Source organism: Klebsiella sp. A-Nf5 (assembly GCF_002810545.1).
Taxonomy (GTDB): domain Bacteria; phylum Pseudomonadota; class Gammaproteobacteria; order Enterobacterales; family Enterobacteriaceae; genus Klebsiella; species Klebsiella variicola.
In genome coordinates, this window is the sequence record NZ_PIOG01000164.1 from 20,040 (window position 1) to 36,773 (window position 16,734).

14 protein-coding genes and 1 riboswitch are annotated in these 16,734 nt (G+C 58.0%); of the genes, 5 read left to right on the forward strand and 9 right to left on the reverse strand.

The features are described 5' to 3' along the window. Positions 1-29 precede the first annotated feature (29 nt). A complete protein-coding gene (gene araA / locus CWM53_RS17440; protein ID WP_074386880.1) occupies positions 30-1,532 on the reverse strand; it encodes an L-arabinose isomerase in 1,503 nt (500 codons plus the stop codon). Between the two features lie 10 nt (positions 1,533-1,542). Next, positions 1,543-3,252, reverse strand: coding sequence for a ribulokinase (araB, locus tag CWM53_RS17445; protein ID WP_074386879.1), 1,710 nt, complete (start codon positions 3,250-3,252; stop codon positions 1,543-1,545). A 337-nt stretch (positions 3,253-3,589) separates the two neighbouring features. Between araB and araC the strand changes: the two genes are divergently transcribed. Both araC and CWM53_RS17455 read left to right on the forward strand, forming a co-directional pair. Beyond that, complete coding sequence (gene araC / locus CWM53_RS17450; RefSeq protein WP_004204301.1) at positions 3,590-4,435, forward strand: arabinose operon transcriptional regulator AraC; 846 nt, start codon at positions 3,590-3,592, stop codon at positions 4,433-4,435. 128 nt (positions 4,436-4,563) lie between these two features. Continuing rightward, positions 4,564-5,331: a DedA family protein gene (locus tag CWM53_RS17455; RefSeq protein WP_008807458.1), complete on the forward strand. Its 768-nt coding sequence runs from the start codon at positions 4,564-4,566 to the stop codon at positions 5,329-5,331. Here the strand turns inward: CWM53_RS17455 and thiQ are convergent. The 4 genes from thiQ to sgrR form a co-directional block, all read right to left on the reverse strand. Continuing rightward, positions 5,318-6,019, reverse strand: a complete 702-nt coding sequence (thiQ, locus tag CWM53_RS17460) for a thiamine ABC transporter ATP-binding protein ThiQ (protein WP_074386878.1) — start codon at positions 6,017-6,019, stop codon at positions 5,318-5,320. The genes CWM53_RS17455 and thiQ overlap by 14 nt on opposite strands. Beyond that, positions 6,003-7,613, reverse strand: coding sequence for a thiamine/thiamine pyrophosphate ABC transporter permease ThiP (thiP, locus tag CWM53_RS17465; RefSeq protein ID WP_100729989.1), 1,611 nt, complete (start codon positions 7,611-7,613; stop codon positions 6,003-6,005). Before thiP ends, thiQ begins: the two co-directional genes overlap by 17 nt. Further along, the gene (gene thiB, locus CWM53_RS17470; RefSeq protein ID WP_100729988.1) at positions 7,589-8,572 is read right to left on the reverse strand and encodes a thiamine ABC transporter substrate binding subunit; all 984 of its coding nucleotides are present in this window, start codon (positions 8,570-8,572) and stop codon (positions 7,589-7,591) included. The genes thiP and thiB overlap by 25 nt, the downstream gene beginning before the upstream one ends. Positions 8,573-8,604: 32 nt before the next feature. Next, a riboswitch (TPP riboswitch) is annotated at positions 8,605-8,824 on the reverse strand. A 37-nt stretch (positions 8,825-8,861) separates the two neighbouring features. Continuing rightward, positions 8,862-10,517 carry an HTH-type transcriptional regulator SgrR gene (gene sgrR, locus CWM53_RS17475; RefSeq protein ID WP_061155779.1) on the reverse strand — a complete coding sequence of 552 codons (1,656 nt, stop codon included), beginning with the start codon at positions 10,515-10,517 and terminating at the stop codon, positions 8,862-8,864. 87 nt (positions 10,518-10,604) lie between these two features. Between sgrR and sgrT the strand changes: the two genes are divergently transcribed. Further along, positions 10,605-10,757, forward strand: coding sequence for a glucose uptake inhibitor SgrT (gene sgrT / locus CWM53_RS17480; protein WP_012542866.1), 153 nt, complete (start codon positions 10,605-10,607; stop codon positions 10,755-10,757). A 271-nt stretch (positions 10,758-11,028) separates the two neighbouring features. Next, complete coding sequence (locus CWM53_RS17490) at positions 11,029-12,213, forward strand: sugar efflux transporter (protein ID WP_074386874.1); 1,185 nt, start codon at positions 11,029-11,031, stop codon at positions 12,211-12,213. 44 nt (positions 12,214-12,257) lie between these two features. Here the strand turns inward: CWM53_RS17490 and CWM53_RS17495 are convergent, their stop codons facing one another. After that, the gene (locus CWM53_RS17495; RefSeq protein WP_074386873.1) at positions 12,258-13,568 is read right to left on the reverse strand and encodes an MFS transporter; all 1,311 of its coding nucleotides are present in this window, start codon (positions 13,566-13,568) and stop codon (positions 12,258-12,260) included. A 231-nt stretch (positions 13,569-13,799) separates the two neighbouring features. Here CWM53_RS17495 and CWM53_RS17500 point away from each other — a divergent pair, with 231 nt between their 5' ends. Further along, positions 13,800-14,696 carry a LysR family transcriptional regulator gene (locus CWM53_RS17500; protein ID WP_061155777.1) on the forward strand — a complete coding sequence of 299 codons (897 nt, stop codon included), beginning with the start codon at positions 13,800-13,802 and terminating at the stop codon, positions 14,694-14,696. 37 nt (positions 14,697-14,733) lie between these two features. Here the strand turns inward: CWM53_RS17500 and aroD are convergent, their stop codons facing one another. Next, entirely contained in the window at positions 14,734-15,489 is a 756-nt protein-coding gene (aroD, locus tag CWM53_RS17505; protein WP_074386872.1) for a type I 3-dehydroquinate dehydratase, read from the reverse strand. Positions 15,490-15,519: 30 nt separating this feature from the next. Continuing rightward, positions 15,520-16,734, reverse strand: coding sequence for an MFS transporter (locus tag CWM53_RS17510; protein WP_074386871.1), 1,215 nt, complete (start codon positions 16,732-16,734; stop codon positions 15,520-15,522).

A 16,734-nucleotide genomic window follows, 5' to 3' on the forward strand; every position in this document is an offset into this window, starting at 1 on the left:
GGAGAGGGAAAGGGTGAGGGGACGGCCTCTTAGCGTTTTGAACCGTAATACACTTCATTCCAGCGCAGCGCGTCCTTGAAGGACGGCAGACGGGTATCGTTGTCGATGACCGTCAGCTCGATATTGTGCAGCTCGGCGAACTGGCGCATATCGTCGAGGTTCAGCGCATGGCTGAAGACGGTATGGTGCGCGCCACCGGCGATGATCCAGGCTTCCGAAGCGGTACGCAGATCCGGCTGCGCTTTCCACAGGGCGTTGGCCACCGGCAGCTTCGGCAGATCGTGCGGCGTCGGGACGGTTTCAATGGTGTTGACCAGCAGACGGAAGCGATCTCCCAGATCGATCAGGCTGGCGACAATCGCCGGGCCGGTCTGGGTATTGAAGATCAGGCGTGCCGGATCCGCTTTGCCGCCGATACCCAGCGGCTGGACGTCGAGGATCGGTTTCTCGGCGGTAGCGATCGTCGGGCACACTTCCAGCATATGCGAGCCGAGCACCAGATCGTTGCCGTTGTCGAAGTGATAGGTGTAATCCTCCATAAAGGAGGTGCCGCCCTGCAGACCGGTTGACATCACCTTCATGATGCGAAGCAGAGCGGCGGTTTTCCAGTCGCCTTCGCCGGCAAAGCCATAGCCCTGCTGCATCAGGCGCTGTACGGCGAGACCAGGAAGCTGTTTCAGGCCGTGGAGATCTTCAAAGGTGGTGGTAAAGGCGTGGAAACCACCCTGCTCGAGGAAGCGTTTCATCCCCAGCTCAATGCGCGCGGCGTCCAGCACGTTCTGGCGCTTGTCGCCGTGAACCTGCGCTGCCGGGGTCAGACGGTAGCTGCTTTCATATTCATCGACCAGCGCGCTGATATCGCCGTCGCTGATGCTGTTGACCACCTGCACCAGATCGCCGACCGCCCAGGTGTTCACTGAGAAGCCAAACTTGATCTGCGCCGCCACTTTATCGCCGTCGGTCACCGCCACTTCGCGCATGTTATCGCCGAAACGGCACACTTTCAGATGGCGGGTATCCTGTTTGGAGACCGCCTGGCGCATCCAGCCGCCGATGCGCTGGTGGGCTTCTTTATCCTGCCAGTGGCCGGTGACCACGCTGTGTTGCTGGCGCATACGGGCGCCGATGAAACCGAACTCGCGGCCGCCGTGCGCGGTCTGGTTCAGGTTCATAAAGTCCATATCGATGCTGTCCCACGGCAGCGCGGCATTGTATTGCGTATGGAACTGCAGCAGCGGCTTGTTGAGGATGGTCAGGCCGTTGATCCACATTTTTGCCGGCGAGAAGGTATGCAACCAGACCACTAACCCGGCGCATTTGTCATCGTAGTTGGCGTCGCGGCAGATATGGGTGATTTCGTCCGGGGTGGTGCCCAGCGGCTTAAGGACCAGTTTGCACGGCAGTTTGGCTTCCGCATTCAGGCTGTTCACCACATGTTCGGCATGCTTCGTCACCTGGCGCAGGGCTTCCGGGCCGTACAGATGTTGGCTGCCAATAACGAACCATACTTCATAGTTATCAAAAATCGTCATTTTCGTATCCTTAATGGGTGAGCGCTGCCTGAGATTGCGGGGCTTTTTCCGTCTTTGCAGCCGAAGGGAGATAGTGTTGTTCAGCGCTGACCGACCACTGCTGGTAGCGCTGATAGAGTTGTTCGAAACGTTGTGCCTGCGCCGGGCGCGGCTGCAGAGTGGTTTCCACCTGGCTTGCCATTCGCTGCTGGGCGGCTGGAATATCGTCGTAGACGCCGGCGGCGACGGCGGCGAAGATAGCCGCCCCCAGCGCACAGCACTGATCGGAGGCGACAATCTGCAGCGGGCGGTTCAGCACGTCGCAGCAGGCCTGCATGATGACCTGGTTTTTCCGCGCGATACCGCCGAGGGCCATCACGTTGTTAACCGGGATCCCCTGCTCGGTGAAGCACTCCATAATGGCGCGCGCGCCAAAGGCGGTGGCGGCGATCAGGCCACCGAACAGCGCAGGGGCGTCGGTCGCCAGATTAAGGTCGGTGATCACCCCTTTCAGACGCTGGTTGGCATTCGGCGTGCGGCGGCCGTTGAACCAGTCGAGCACCACCGGCAGGTGATCGAGCGAGGGATTACTGGCCCAGGCTTCGGTGAGCGCCGGCAGTAACTGTTTTTGGCTGGCTTTGATTTGCTCGCGCAACGCCGGTTGCTGTTGAGCCAGCTGTTCCAGCGGCCAGCCGAGAATGCGGCCAAACCAGGCGTAAATATCGCCGAAGGCGGACTGGCCTGCCTCCATGCCGATAAAGTGCGGAACCACGCTGCCGTCGACCTGCCCGCAGATGCCTTTTACCGTGCGCTCGCCGACGCTCTCTTTATCGGCAATCAGGATGTCGCAGGTGGAGGTGCCGATGACTTTCACCAGCGCGTTAGGCTGTGCCCCGGCGCCAACGGCGCCCATATGGCAATCGAAGGCGCCGCCGGAGATGGCCACAGTCTGCGACAGACCCAGACGCTCGGCCCACTCTGCGCTCAGCGTGCCGACCGGCACATCGGCCGTCCAGGTATCGGTGAACAGCGGCCAGGCCAGATGCTGGTTAATGATGGGATCAAGCTCATCGAAGAAGCTGGCCGGCGGCAGACCGCCCCAGCTTTCGTGCCACAGCGATTTATGTCCGGCGCTGCAGCGGCCGCGGCGCAGATCCTGCGGGCGCGTGGTGCCGGAGAGCAGGGCAGGCACCCAGTCGCAAAGTTCTACCCACGAGGCGGCTGCCTGGGCGACGGCGCTATCTTCGCGGGTGACGTGAAGGATTTTGGCCCAGAACCATTCGCTGGAGTAGATACCGCCGATATAGCGCGAGTAATCCTCTTTACCCGGCTGGTGGCACAGGCGGGTGATCGCCTCGGCTTCCTCGACCGCCGTGTGATCCTTCCACAGGACAAACATGGCGTTAGGGTTGTCAGCGAATTCTTCGCGCAGCGCCAGCACCTTGCCCTCGGCATCTACGGGAGCCGGGGTTGAGCCGGTGCTGTCGACGCCAATGCCCACGACGTCGGCGCGCTGTTCGGCGCTCAGCGAAGCGAGCACGCTTTTCAGCGCCGCTTCCATGGACTCGATATAATCTCGCGGGTGGTGGCGGAACCGGTTGTTAGCCCCATCGCAATACTGTCCTTCCCGCCAGCGCGGATACCACTCCACGCTTGCCGCCAGCTCTGCGCCGGACGCGCATTCCACCGCCAGGGCGCGGACTGAGTCACTACCAAAGTCGAGGCCAATCGCAATTGCCATCTTGTTACTCCATGCAGAAATCATTCATGCAGCAACAGTAGATACCCCCGGCAAAATCCGTCAGGCCGGATTCGCTAATCTTATGGATTATTTTGCTGTCACCTCGCAAAGTGTGACGCCGTGCAAATATTCGATGTGGACTTTCCTGCCGTATTTATAGACACTTCTGTTACCCGGCATATCACGGTGGAATGCACGCTGCTGGCGCTTTTTTCGCTTACTGTGCGGCTTTTTAGCGAAATTCCCACCGCCGTCGCAGTCGCGACAGGGCCGAGAGCGATAAAATGATGAATATGGACAATTGGTGTCACTAATACCTTCGGGGAGAACCACGCGTATGGCCGAAACGCAAAACGATCCGCTGCTGCCGGGCTACTCTTTTAACGCTCATCTGGTCACCGGCCTCACGCCGATTGAGGCGCAGGGATACCTGGATTTCTTTATCGACCGCCCGCTGGGCATGAAAGGCTATATTCTCAACCTGACGATCCGCGGCGAGGGTGTTATCAATAACCACGGCGAGCAGTTCGTCTGCCGGCCGGGCGATATGCTGCTGTTCCCGCCAGGGGAGATCCATCACTACGGCCGCCATCCCGACGCCAGCGAGTGGTATCACCAGTGGGTCTACTTCCGGCCACGCGCCTACTGGCACGAGTGGCTCAACTGGCCGACGATCTTCGCCCAGACCGGCTTTTTCCGTCCGGATGAACAGTGGCAGGCGCGCTTTGGCGAACTGTTCGGCCAGATCGTCGATGCCGGGCAGGGGGCGGGGCGCTATTCCGAACTGCTGGCGATAAATCTGCTGGAACAGCTGCTGCTGCGGCGCATGGAGGCGATCAACGAATCGCTGCATCCGCCGCTGGATAACCGGGTGCGCGACGCCTGCCAGTACATCAGCGACCATCTGGCCGACAGCCATTTTGATATTGCCAGCGTCGCCCAGCACGTCTGCCTGTCGCCCTCGCGTCTGTCGCACCTGTTCCGCCAGCAGCTGGGGATCAGCGTGCTCGGCTGGCGGGAAGATCAGCGCATCAGCCAGGCCAAACTGCTACTGAGCACGACGCGGATGCCGATCGCCACCGTCGGGCGCAACGTCGGTTTTGAAGATCAGCTCTATTTTTCGCGCGTATTTAAAAAATGCACCGGCGCCAGCCCGAGCGAATTCCGTGCAGGATGTGAATAAAAAGTAAAGAAAGTGAAATGATGACCCGCTTAAATGTCACAGCCAGTAAACTATTAAGACAATTGGTGGCTTGACGAGGGCGCGATGGCTCCGGAGAATCCGGGCTTCGTTTTTTAACCGGGTACATTATGCAAGCATTGCTGGAACACTTTATCACCCAATCCACGGTCTACTCGTTGTTAGCCGTGATGCTGGTGGCCTTTCTCGAGTCGCTGGCGCTGGTGGGGCTTATCTTACCTGGAACGGTGATGATGGCCGGCCTTGGGGCGCTTATCGGCAGCGGTGAGGTTAACTTCTGGCAGGCGTGGCTGGCGGGGATCGTAGGCTGCCTGCTGGGCGACTGGATCTCATTCTGGCTCGGCTGGCGTTTCAAAAAGCCGCTGCACCGCTGGTCGTTTATGAAGAAAAACCGTGCCCTGTTGGAGAAGACCGAGCATGCGTTGCATCAGCACAGCATGATCACCATTCTGATCGGCCGCTTTGTTGGGCCGACGCGACCGCTGGTGCCGATGGTCGCCGGGATGCTCGATCTACCGGTGGCGAAGTTTGTGCTACCGAATATTATCGGCTGCCTGCTCTGGCCCCCGCTCTATTTCCTGCCCGGCATTCTCGCCGGGGCGGCGATTGATATTCCGGCCGATGAAAACAGCGCCAGCTTTAAATGGCTGCTGTTAGGGGCTGCGCTGCTGGCCTGGCTGGCAGGGTGGCTGTGCTGGCGGCTGTGGCGGAGCGCGAAAACCTCAGGCGATCGCCTGACCCGCTGGCTGCCGCGCGGCCGACTGCTGTGGCTGTCACCGCTGATGGTGGTGGTCGCCGCGACGGCGCTGACTCTGGTCTGCCGCCATCCGCTGATGCCGGTCTATCTGGCGATCCTGCACAAGGTTATTGCGCGCTGATGCCCATCAGATGCGAGGCGCTGCTGTTGCCGCTTAACAGCTCGGCGGTGGCGCCATCCCAGACAATCCGCCCTTCGGCGACCACTATCGAGCGCGGCGCGATGCGCGCGGCATCTTCCACGCTGTGGGAGACCATCAATAGCGTGAGCTGCTGCTGCTCGCAGACATCGGCGACCAGGGACAGCATCTCCTGACGCAGCGCCGGGTCAAGCGCTGAGAAGGGTTCATCCAGTAACAGCACTGGCTGCTGGCGCACCAGACAGCGGGCCAGCGCCGCGCGCTGCCGCTGACCGCCGGAAAGCTCGCCCGGCAGGCGTTCCAGCAGCGCATCAATTCCCATCTGTCCGGCCATCGCCGCCACCTGCGCCTGCTGCTCGCGGCTCAGTTTCAGGCCCGGGTGGATCCCGAGGCTGATATTCTGCCGAACCGTGAGATGGTTAAACAGGTTATTCTCCTGGAACAGCATTGAGACCGGACGCTGCGCCGGCGGCGTCGCGTTATGCGTCTCGCCGTTGATCTGCAGGCTGCCGCTGGCGGGCGGCAGAAAACCGGCGATCAGATTCAGCAGCGTGCTCTTTCCGGCGCCGCTGGGGCCGAGCACCGCGATACGCTCGCCGCGCGCGACGTCGAGGGTAAAGCGCATCGGCAGATGCTGGTACAGCCAGGTCACATCATTGAGTTTTAGCATCACGCCCCGGAAGTTTTTCAATCAGCGTAAATAATAAGAAACAGAGCAGCAGCAGGAGCAGGGCGGTGACGGCGCCGTCCTGGCTGCGGTAGGCGCCTATCTGCTGGTACAGATAGAAAGGCAGGGTGCGGAACGCCTCGTTACCGAACAGGGCCACCACGCCGAAGTCACCAATCGACAGCACGCAGGCGAAGGCGAGCGCCTGGGCCAGCGGGCGCCGGAGGGCGCGAAGCTCAACCACCCGCAGCCGCGTGAAGCCTTCAATCCCCAGCGACTGGCACAGCATACTGTAGCGGGCGGTCACGTCGCGCATCGGGTTTTCCAGCACTTTAAGCGCGTAGGGGATCGCCATCAGGGCATTGGTGAAGATGACGATGCCGTCGGCTGACTCCGGCAGTCCGTCGCTGTTACTGAGCAGCAGAAAAAAGCCAGTGGCGAGCACAATCCCCGGCATCGCAAGGATTAACATGCCACTCAGCTCCATCGCCTGCCCGGCCAGCGGCCGCTGGCGGGCGCGCAGCTCCCGGCTGCTCCACAGCAGCATCATCGTCAGGGTTACGCTCAACAGCCCGGCGGCGATGGCGATGCGCAGAGAGGTACTCAATGCCTGCCAGAGCGCCGGCTGCGCCAGCACGTTCAGCATGTTGCGGTTGATCCCGTCGACGATGACCGCCAGCAGCGGCGGGAGCAGCAGCAGCAGGGCGGCGCCGATCAAGAGTCCATCGCCCAGGCGGCTGTGCAGACGATCGTCAGGGTCGCGCCAGCCGTGGACATGGCTGACGCCGATAGCCACCGCTTTACTCAGACGCTGGCTGAGCAGCACCAGCGCGAGGCAGCAAAGCATCTGGATCAGCGCCAGCATTGCCGCTCGCGCCGGATCGTAGTCAAAGCTCAGCGCCTGGTAGATAGCCAGCTCAATCGTGGTGGCTTTCGGGCCGCCGCCCAGCGAGAGCACGGTGGCGAAGCTGGCAAAGCAGAGCATAAAAATCAGCGCAGCGACGGCGGGAATGTGCCGGCGCATCCACGGCCATTCGACGAAGCGGAAGAAGGCATAGCCGCGCATGCCAAGCTGGGCGGCAATTTGCCGCTGTTCACCAGGGATACTCTCCAGCGCCTGCAGCAGCAGGCGGGTGGCCATCGGCATATTGAAAAAGACGTGCGCCAGCAGGATGCCCTGCAGACCGTAGGGCGAGAAATCCCACTGCCAGCCGAGCGCGTGGAACAGCGCGGCGATCCACCCCTGGCGGCCATAGACGCTGAGGATGCCAAACACCGCCACCAGCACCGGCAGGATCAGGGTCATTGCGCACAGGCGCAGCAGCAGCGTGCGGCCCGGGAAGCGACGCCGGTAAAGCGCGCGGGCGAGAAAGATCGCCGGCCCCACCGAGAACAGCGCTGACAGCGACGCCTGCCAGAAGGAGAAGCGCACCACGTGCCACAGGTAGCTATCGCTGAAGACCGATTGCCAGCCCGCGCCGGGCGCGCTAAACCACAGCGCCATAAATGCCGCTAGCGCGACGACGCAGAGCAGGGTGGCGGCAAAAAGGCCCGGTAATAGCCCGCTAAGGTTTAGCGGCTGACGGCGCGTTGCCATGCATTAATCCAGGTCTGACGCTCGCTGGCGACCTGCTGCGGGGTAAACGACAGGGTGGTCTGCGGCTTCACCAGGGTATCAAACCCGGCCGGCAGCGCGACCTGAGTCACCGGGTACATCCAGTTCCCGGTGGGGATGGCGTTCTGGAAGCCAGGCGAGACCATAAATTTGAGGAACTTCTCCGCCAGTTCCGGCTGCTTGCTGGCGGCGGTACGCGCGGCAACTTCAACCTGCAGATAATGGCCTTCGGCGAAGCTCGCCGCCGCATAGTTGTCTTTCTTCTCTTCAATTATGTGGTAAGCCGGCGAGGTGGTGTAGCTTAAGACCAGGTCGCTTTCCCCTTTCAGGAACAGACCGTAGGCTTCACTCCAGCCCTTGGTGACGGTGACCGTTTTCGCCGCCAGCTTCTGCCAGGCCTCGGGCGCTTTATCGCCATAGACCTTTTGCATCCACAGCAGCAGGCCCAGCCCCGGGGTGCTGGTGCGGGGATCTTCGTAGATGACGCGCCATTTCTGCGGGCTCTCAACCAGCTCTTTCAGGCTTTTCGGCGGGTTAGTCAGTTTGTTTTTGTCATAGACGAAGGCGAAGTAGCCGTAATCGTAGGGGACAAAGGTGTCATTATCCCAGCCGCCCGGCACACTGACCGCGCTGGCGGGAACGTGGCTTTTGGCGAACAGTTTACTCTGCGCCGCGGCTTCCAGCAGGTTGTTATCAAGGCCAAGCACGACGTCGGCCTTGCTGTTCTTGCCTTCCATGCGCAGGCGATTCAGTAGCGAAACGCCATCTTCCAGGGCGACGAACTTCAGTTCGCAGCCGCAGTCCGCTTCAAAGGCTTTTTTGACCGCCGGGCCGGGGCCCCAGTCGGCAGAGAAGGAGTCATAGGTATAGACGGTGAGGACAGGCTTAGCCAGAGCGGGCATGGCGACCAGCGCCAGCAGCGGGAGTAATTTTTTCAACACTTTGCACCTCAGAAAAAAGGGGTGGCAAAGGATTTTGAGTGAGCCTCAAATCCCTTCGCCGGCGTTATCCGGATCAGGTTCGACGGGTATTTTCTCAGCCCATACGCTTCATCCTTCAAGCCGCATCTACGTTAGCTTCGCGCGTTCACCCCAGTCACATAGTTATCTATGCTCCAGGGGATTCACCCGCTTGCTGCCTTGATGCAACTTGAATGATATTGCGTATGTTTATTAGCACCCCGTTGAGAACGGCCTTAGTGTAATGATTTTGTCAGATGACGGAAAGCGCTTACGGCTCCGGCGGCGCAAACCACGCGGATTTAAAGTCGAACCAGCCGAGGGTGTTCATCCGTACGCCGCGCATACTGCGCTGCCCCTGAATCATCAGCCAGTGGTGGATCAGCGGCACGATATGTTGCCCGGCCAGCAGTCGCTGGCTCCAGGTGGCCGGATTAAACTCTCCCGCGCGCCAGTTGCAAGCGTCTGCCTGCCAGTCAATGGGGATGCAGCGCTGAATGAGCGGGACTTCGTACAGATAGGCGAAGAGTGAGAATTCGATCGGCAAGGTGAAGTTAACGCTGTTGAGCCAGATATCGCTGACCACCTCGCCGCGATGCCAGGCATCATACTCCAGCTCCTGGATCTCCAGCTTTACCTGATGCGCTGCCAGCAGATCACGCATAATCCCGCCGATCACCCGATGTTCGACGTGATCGCGGTAATAGGTGAGGGTGACGGTCTCCAGCCCCGCCGGCTTCTCGCAGGCGTGGTTACTGGCGTGATGCCAGCGCGGCAGCAGGCCGTAGGCGGGAAACCAGTTGCCCTGGTAGTGTTCGCCCGCATGGTAGAGCAGGTTGGCGGGCTGAAACAGATAGCTTAACCAGCGACGCACCGCGTCGTTGGCCCCCAGCGGGCTTCGCGAGTCGAACAGCAGGTAATAGCACCCTTCTTCCAGGCGACTCTCCACCGCTTTTTCGCTTTCGGTATTGCCCTGCAGCGTCAGGCCGCCATTGGGCTCTTCACTAATTTCCGGCAGCACCCAGACGTTCACCTCATCGATCAGCGCCCGGTAGCCAAAATAGTCTTCAAAGGCATGGATCTTGAGCTGGTTCTGATTGTTACGCACCACGGCATAAGGGCCGGTGCCGACCGGCATGGAGGAAAAGTGGTTCATGGTCTGCCACTCCTGCGGCAGCACCATCGCCGGCACCTGGCCCAGCAGCCAGGGCAGCCAGCGGTCGGGCTGGCGCAGATGAATATCCAGGGTCCAGGCGGTGGGCGATTCGATGCGTTCGATATGTGAATAGAGCGGCAGGGCATTGCTGCGCTGCAGAGAGGCGATTACATCCGCCATCTCCAGCTCACGGCCATGGTGAAAATGGATGCCCGGGCGGAGGAAAAAGCGCCAGTGGGTGGGGGTCAGTTGCTGCCAGTGGTGGGCAATATCGGCTTCCAGTTCCCCATTTTCCTCATTTACCCGCGTCAGGGCGCTGAATATTTGCCGGGCAATATGCGTTTCCGAACGCCGCAGCGCGCTGCCGGGCAGTAAATTCTTCATCGGACGGTAGTAAAGCACGCGCAGGATATGCCGCCCCTGGCGAAAGCTGCGTCCAAGATGAGAGATCAGCATCTGGCGGACGGCGGCCTTATCGCCGACCAGCTGCACCAGCTGATCGATGCGATCCTGCTCGAGGAGATCTTCGGCACGCTGCTGCTGCAGGGCGAGACCGGTATAGAGAAAGGTCAGCCGCGAACGCTTGCCGCGGCCTGCCTCCGCCTCCCAGGCCAACCAACCGCGGGACTCCATCATATTGAGCAAGGTGCGCATATGACGGCGCGAGCAGCTCAGCATTTCCGCCAGCTCGTTGAGGGTGGTCTCCTGCGACTTGCCGTCGCAGCACTGCCATAAGCGGATGAACTGTTGTTGCAGACGGCTGGAAGACATAAAAGGGGAACTCCTGCGCAAAACTCAGCAATTTATTACTCCCCATATTAAGCCAATAATGAATCCCGATGAAGCGAGGAGGTGAATATGATGAGGTCTACCGCAAAATCGTTCTACCAGCGCTATTTTTCTGCGACGCAGGATGCGTCCTGGCTGGCCCGCCTGATGGCAGGACGACAACAGGAAATCCTGGGAGAACTGATGCAGTGGGGAGTGACGTCAAAGGCCTCTGATCATTGACTTGCAGACATCATGTGTGACTGAGTATTGGTGTTATACTCGTCGTTTTTCACGCTGCAGGGGCGTTGGCTGCGACCGTTCGTTTCGCTGTCGATGCGCTCAGGGCCTAACGTTTTGGCCACGCTCACCCTTTCAGGGCCAGCACAAGCGCTGTGCAAAACGGTTAACCGTTTTGTCCTGCAACATGAAACCCATAGAGTATAGAATCACCCGCCAGCAGAAATCCTCTGCTGGCTTTTTTCGTTTACTTCGCGTGTGTTAAGGACATTCCATGCTGTGGTTGATGACGATGGGACGACGGCTAAACGGCGTCTATGCTGCCTTTATGCTGGTTGCTTTTATGATGGGCGTGGCGGGCGCGTTGCAGGCGCCGACGTTGAGTTTGTTTCTCAGCCGCGAAGTGGGGGCGCAGCCGTTCTGGGTGGGCCTGTTCTACACCGTGAATGCTATTGTCGGGATTCTGGTGAGTCTGGCGTTGGCTAAGCGCTCCGATAGCCGCGGCGATCGGCGGCGGTTAATTATGCTCTGCTGCCTGATGGCGGTGGGCAATGCGCTGCTGTTTGCCTTCAATCGTCACTACCTGACGCTAATTACCTGCGGCGTGATGCTGGCGTCCATCGCCAATGCCGCGATGCCGCAGCTCTTCGCCCTGGCGCGGGAGTATGCCGACAGCTCAGCGCGGGAAGTGGTGATGTTCAGCTCGATCATGCGCGCCCAGCTGTCGCTGGCGTGGGTGATTGGCCCGCCTCTGGCCTTTATGCTGGCGCTCAATTATGGCTTTACCACCATGTTTTCCATTGCGGCGGGCATCTTTGTGATTAGTCTGGCGCTGATTGCCATCAAACTGCCCTCGGTCCCGCGGGTGGAACAGCCTTCGGAAGAGGCGGCGGCGCTGGTGCAGGCCGGCGGCTGGCAGGATAAGAACGTACGCATGCTGTTTATCGCCTCCACGCTGATGTGGACCTGCAACACGATGTATATCATTGATATGCCGCTGTGGATCAGTAGCGATCTCGCCCTTCCCGATAGCCTGGCCGGGATCCTGATGGGTACTGCCGCCGGACTGGAGATACCGGCGATGATCCTCGCCGGTTACTACGTGAAGCGCTTTGGCAAACGGAAAATGATGGTGGCGGCGGTCGCGGCCGGTGTGCTGTTTTATGCCGGGTTGATTCTGTTTCATGGCCGTACGGCGCTGTTGGCCTTGCAGCTGTTTAACGCGGTCTTTATCGGCATTATCGCCGGGATCGGTATGCTGTGGTTCCAGGATTTAATGCCGGGTCGGGCGGGGGCGGCGACCACCCTGTTCACCAACAGTATTTCCACCGGTGTGATCCTCGCCGGGGTGATGCAGGGGGCGCTGTCGCAAAGTTATGGCCACGCCAGCGTCTACTGGACGATCGCCGCGATTTCGCTGGTGACGCTGTTTTTGACCAGCAAGGTGAAGGATATCTGACAAACCGCCTTGCCCCGGCGTACAGCGTCGCCGGGGCAAGCTGACTACTCCAGGACGATACGCTTGATATCGCCGATGATAAAAATGTAGGCAATCACGCCGATCAGCGCCGTCAGGCCGACGTAGATCAGTGCGTAAAAGAAATTACCCGTTGCGGAAATAATCACGCCAATTATCAGTGGCGCAATAATGGATGCCATATTGGCACAGAAATTAAATATGCCGCCGGTGAGGCCTGCCATATTTTCCGGGGCAATATCAGAAATTAAGGTCCAGCCCAGACCGACCATTCCCTGGCCAAAAAACGCCACCGACATAATAATGATAACGGTGCTGTTAGCGCTTACCCAGTTCGCCGCAATAATACAGCTGGACAACAATAAACCGGAAATTATTGGCAACTTTCGACTAATGTTGACGGAGCCGGTTCGCTTCAGCAACCGGTCCGAGATCCAGCCGCCGAAGAGGATGCCGATCGCGGCGGCGAGGAAGGGCCAGGTGGCGAAGAATCCGACGTGAAGCCAGGGGAGATGGCGCTCGTTGGCAAGATAGCTGGGAAACCACGTCAGAAAAAACACCAGCGTGGTGTTCCCGGCGAACTGGCCCAGACTGGCGCCTACGATCTGACGACAACCCAGCAGACGCCTGGCGTCACACCAGTTAAATGGAACGTTCTGGATTTTATTGTTAATGTTGTTTGCGCCGATGTAATCCAACTCTGCTTTATTAGCCATGCGTGATTCATGCGGTTCGTGATAAAAACGCCACCACACCAACGTAAATAAAATACCTAATCCGCCGGTGAGAAAAAACAGCGTTCTCCAGCCATGGTGTTCGAGGATTAAAAATAACAGCGGCGAGAAAGCGGCCAGCCCTATATATTCACCAACTGTATATGTTGCCGTCGCGCGCGCGCGCTCATGCTGGGGAAACCAGGTGCTGACGATGCGGCTGTTGGCCGGAAAGCAGGGCGCTTCGCTGACGCCAAGCCCCAGGCGCAGGAGGAGCAGGGTTTTCAGCCCGAGGGTAAAACTTTGCAGCAGAGTAAACAGCGACCAGAAGAAAATAGACAGGGCATAGGTGAGCTTGTTACCAAATCGGTCTAAAAATACCCCACCGGGGATCTGCGCCAGCGCATAGGTCCAGGCAAAGGCGGAGAAAATGATGCCCATCATCGCCGGATCGATATGAATTTCCTGGGTTAATTGTGGGGCGACAATACCAAGGATGGTGCGATCGAGATAATTGATCATCGTTCCGACGGACAACAGCAGTAAAATAACTATCCGAGCGCGGCTTCTTTTTTTCGTCCCCGATGAGGAAGTGAGGACTTCCTGAGAGTTTGACATACTCATAGCGAGTTCCTTTAAAGTTTAAAATATTTTTGCATATATTCGCACATGCAAAAACATCTCCAGGAACTATAGATAGTATCTATGAATGGCAACGCTTTGTTGCATATTCATACGCTTCACAAAAGAATATTTGATGTAACGCCGATATTTACCCGCTCACGCACATTATTGGTGGCTTGCATGGTATATTAGCGTCAGTGCATTTATTCTTATATTATACGGGCAAAAATAATGAACCTAAAGCAACTTTATTATTTTAAACGTCTGTCTGAAACCGAACATTACACCGAAGCTGCCTCCAGTCTGTGCATCACTCAGCCCTCGCTAAGCCATGCGATATCGGAGCTGGAGAAGGAGTTAGGGGTCGCGCTGTTCGCCAGACAAGGACGGAACGTTAAAATTACGCAAAACGGCAAGCGTTTTCTGCCATATGTCGAAGATGCGCTGGCCTCGCTGGAAAATGGCCGGGTGACACTACAAAAAAATGGCGTTGAGAATAAAGAGAACATTCGCATCGCCTTTATTTACACGATGGGCGAATATGTTGTTCCGCAGTTAATTAATCAATATTCTCTTTCACCTGAATGTCACAATGTTACTTTTTCTTTTACTCAGGGGACATCACTGACGTTATTGCAGGAGCTGAAAGCCGGCAAAGTCGATCTGGCGATCTGTTCTTATATTGCTGATGAGCCGGATATCGATTTTATTCCGGTTATTCAGCAGGAGCTGGTGGTGGTCACGGCGAAGGATCATCCGTTGGCCCGCTTGTATGAACATGAGGTCGATCTGGTAGAGACGATTCATTATCCCTATATCTATTTTTCAGAGAATAGCGGTTTACGTCCGTTTATCGATAATGTGTTTATGCAGCAAAAGCTGGTACCGGAGATCGCCTGCTACGTGGAAGAGGATACCGCGATGGCCGGGCTGGTCAGTATTGACTATGGGATCGCGATTATGCCGCGGATCTCTGCGCTCTCCTATTACAACGTTCACATCCTGAAGATTAAAAACACCATCCCCCCACGCTACATCTATCTGGCGACAATGAAAGATCGGCTACTTTCCCCAGCGCTACAGTCATTTAAAAATGTGGTTATCCACGACAGCCAGAATCTCTGTTAGCGATTGGCCCGGAGGTGATCTCCGGGCCATCCGGGTATCAGGAGAGAATATCCATCACTTCACGTAGCTTGGCGATAGCGATCTGTCCTGGCGCAGAAGCCTGTCCTACGGTGCCGAAGGTCATCGCCGAACCGAACAAGCGCCCGGTCACCCGGCTAACGCCACCGGATTTCCCCATCGACATGGTAATCAGCGGGCGAGTCGCATATTTTTCTTTCATGGTCAGCGTGGCGGCGAGCAGGGTCAGAACGTCCTGCGGCGACTGCGGCATCACCGCGATCTTCGGCAGGTCGGCACCCAGATCCTGCATGCGGCGCAGGCGATAGATAATATCTTCCTGAGCGGGGGTCTTGTGGAAATCATGGTTACTCATGATCACCTTGACGCCCGCGGCATGCGCATCGTCAACCAGCGCGCGGATCTGCGCTTCATCATTGAATAGCTCGATATCGATAACATCAACCAGTCCGCTGCGCGCGGCTTCGCGATTGAGCGTGAAATATGCTTCGTCGCTGATCTCGGTTTCGCCACCTTCTTTTTTGCTGCGGAAGGTGAACAGCAGCGGGAGCGCTTTCAGCGCGCCACGGATTTCCGCCAGCGCGGTCATCACCTGGGTCAGTTCTCTGACCTGGGTAAAGTGGTCAACGCGCCACTCGATAATATCGGCCCCGGCGTCAACCAGGCCGTGGGCGTTACCCAGTATCTCATCCAGGGTTTTGCCGATCAGCGGTACACAAATGAGGGTTTCCCCTTCCTGAAAGGTGATGTTCTTTACGGTTACTGCATTTGTCATGTAGGTATCCATTATTGTTCGCGTTGAACCTCAGGCGGTGACTGCGGTGCGGGACACTTTTTGTGCCGCCCGAGCCTGCAGTTGACGATAGCCGATGTACAGGGCGATCACAAAGCCGATTACGGCGATCAGAAGATCAAACCACATAATGCTGGCGATACTGATCTGCGAAAGCTTTGCGGTGATCAGCGGGATCGTGAAGCTGGCGATACTGCCGGCGGTGTAGAAGATCCCGGTTGCCTTGCCTTTTCCGTTCGGGAAACTCATCGCCATGATGGTTGCTCCCAGCTGCAGTACCCCGCCGGCGGCGGCAAAGCCGATGACAAAGGCGAAGCCGGTGACCATCATCGGCGTCGGGAACAGGCACACCAGCAGCAGCGAAATCATCGACAGGCCAGTATAGATGATCATGGCGATGGCTGAGCTGAACACCTCTTTGACGAAGGCGGCGGTCACGAAGACGCAAACCAGCGAACCGACGGTATAGATGCTAAGCAGTTTAATCGCCGAGGCATAGGGCAGGCCGACCACAAACTGACCGTACTGCGCCAGCCACTGGCTGACCAGATAGAAGGTCGCCATGCCAATGTAGCCGTACAGGGTGAAGACCACCATATCCAGTTTATTGGCCTGCGGCCGGGCAGTTGCTTCCGCCTGCGCCGTGGAGGTTTCCTCTTTTTTCGCCGACTGGCTATCAGGGAACGGCATTTTGAGCAGGTAGATACCGCTCAGGACAAACAGCCCCGCTGCAATCACGAACGAATAGCCGAACCACAGATTCGCCCAGATCAGGAAGCTGATAATGAACGGCAGCAGGAACTGCCCGGCGGAAACGAAGGCTTTGATCAGCACGTTGGCCCGGCTGGCGGAGTGCGGGAAAGACTCCATCAGCGCCGGATAGGTTCCGGAGTCGAGGAAGCTATTCGCCAGGCCCGCCATAATGCCGAAGACGTAGGCCAGATAGATATTTTTAGTCAGCAGGATGCCGACGAAGAAGATCAGATAGCTGAGGATCCCCAGATAAATAAAAGGCTTACGGCCAAAGCGATCCGACAAAAAGCCGGTCACAATGGTCGCCAGCTTGCCGATACCTAACGAGGAGATAACGATGGATACGCCAGCAGCATCTGTTCCCCACTGTTCCTGAAGATGGGCCATGTTGAGGGTGATTAAAAGCACCCCCATGCCGTGGATCAGGTAGTTGAGATACAGCCCTGCCGCAGTAGGGATGTATTTATTTTTCAT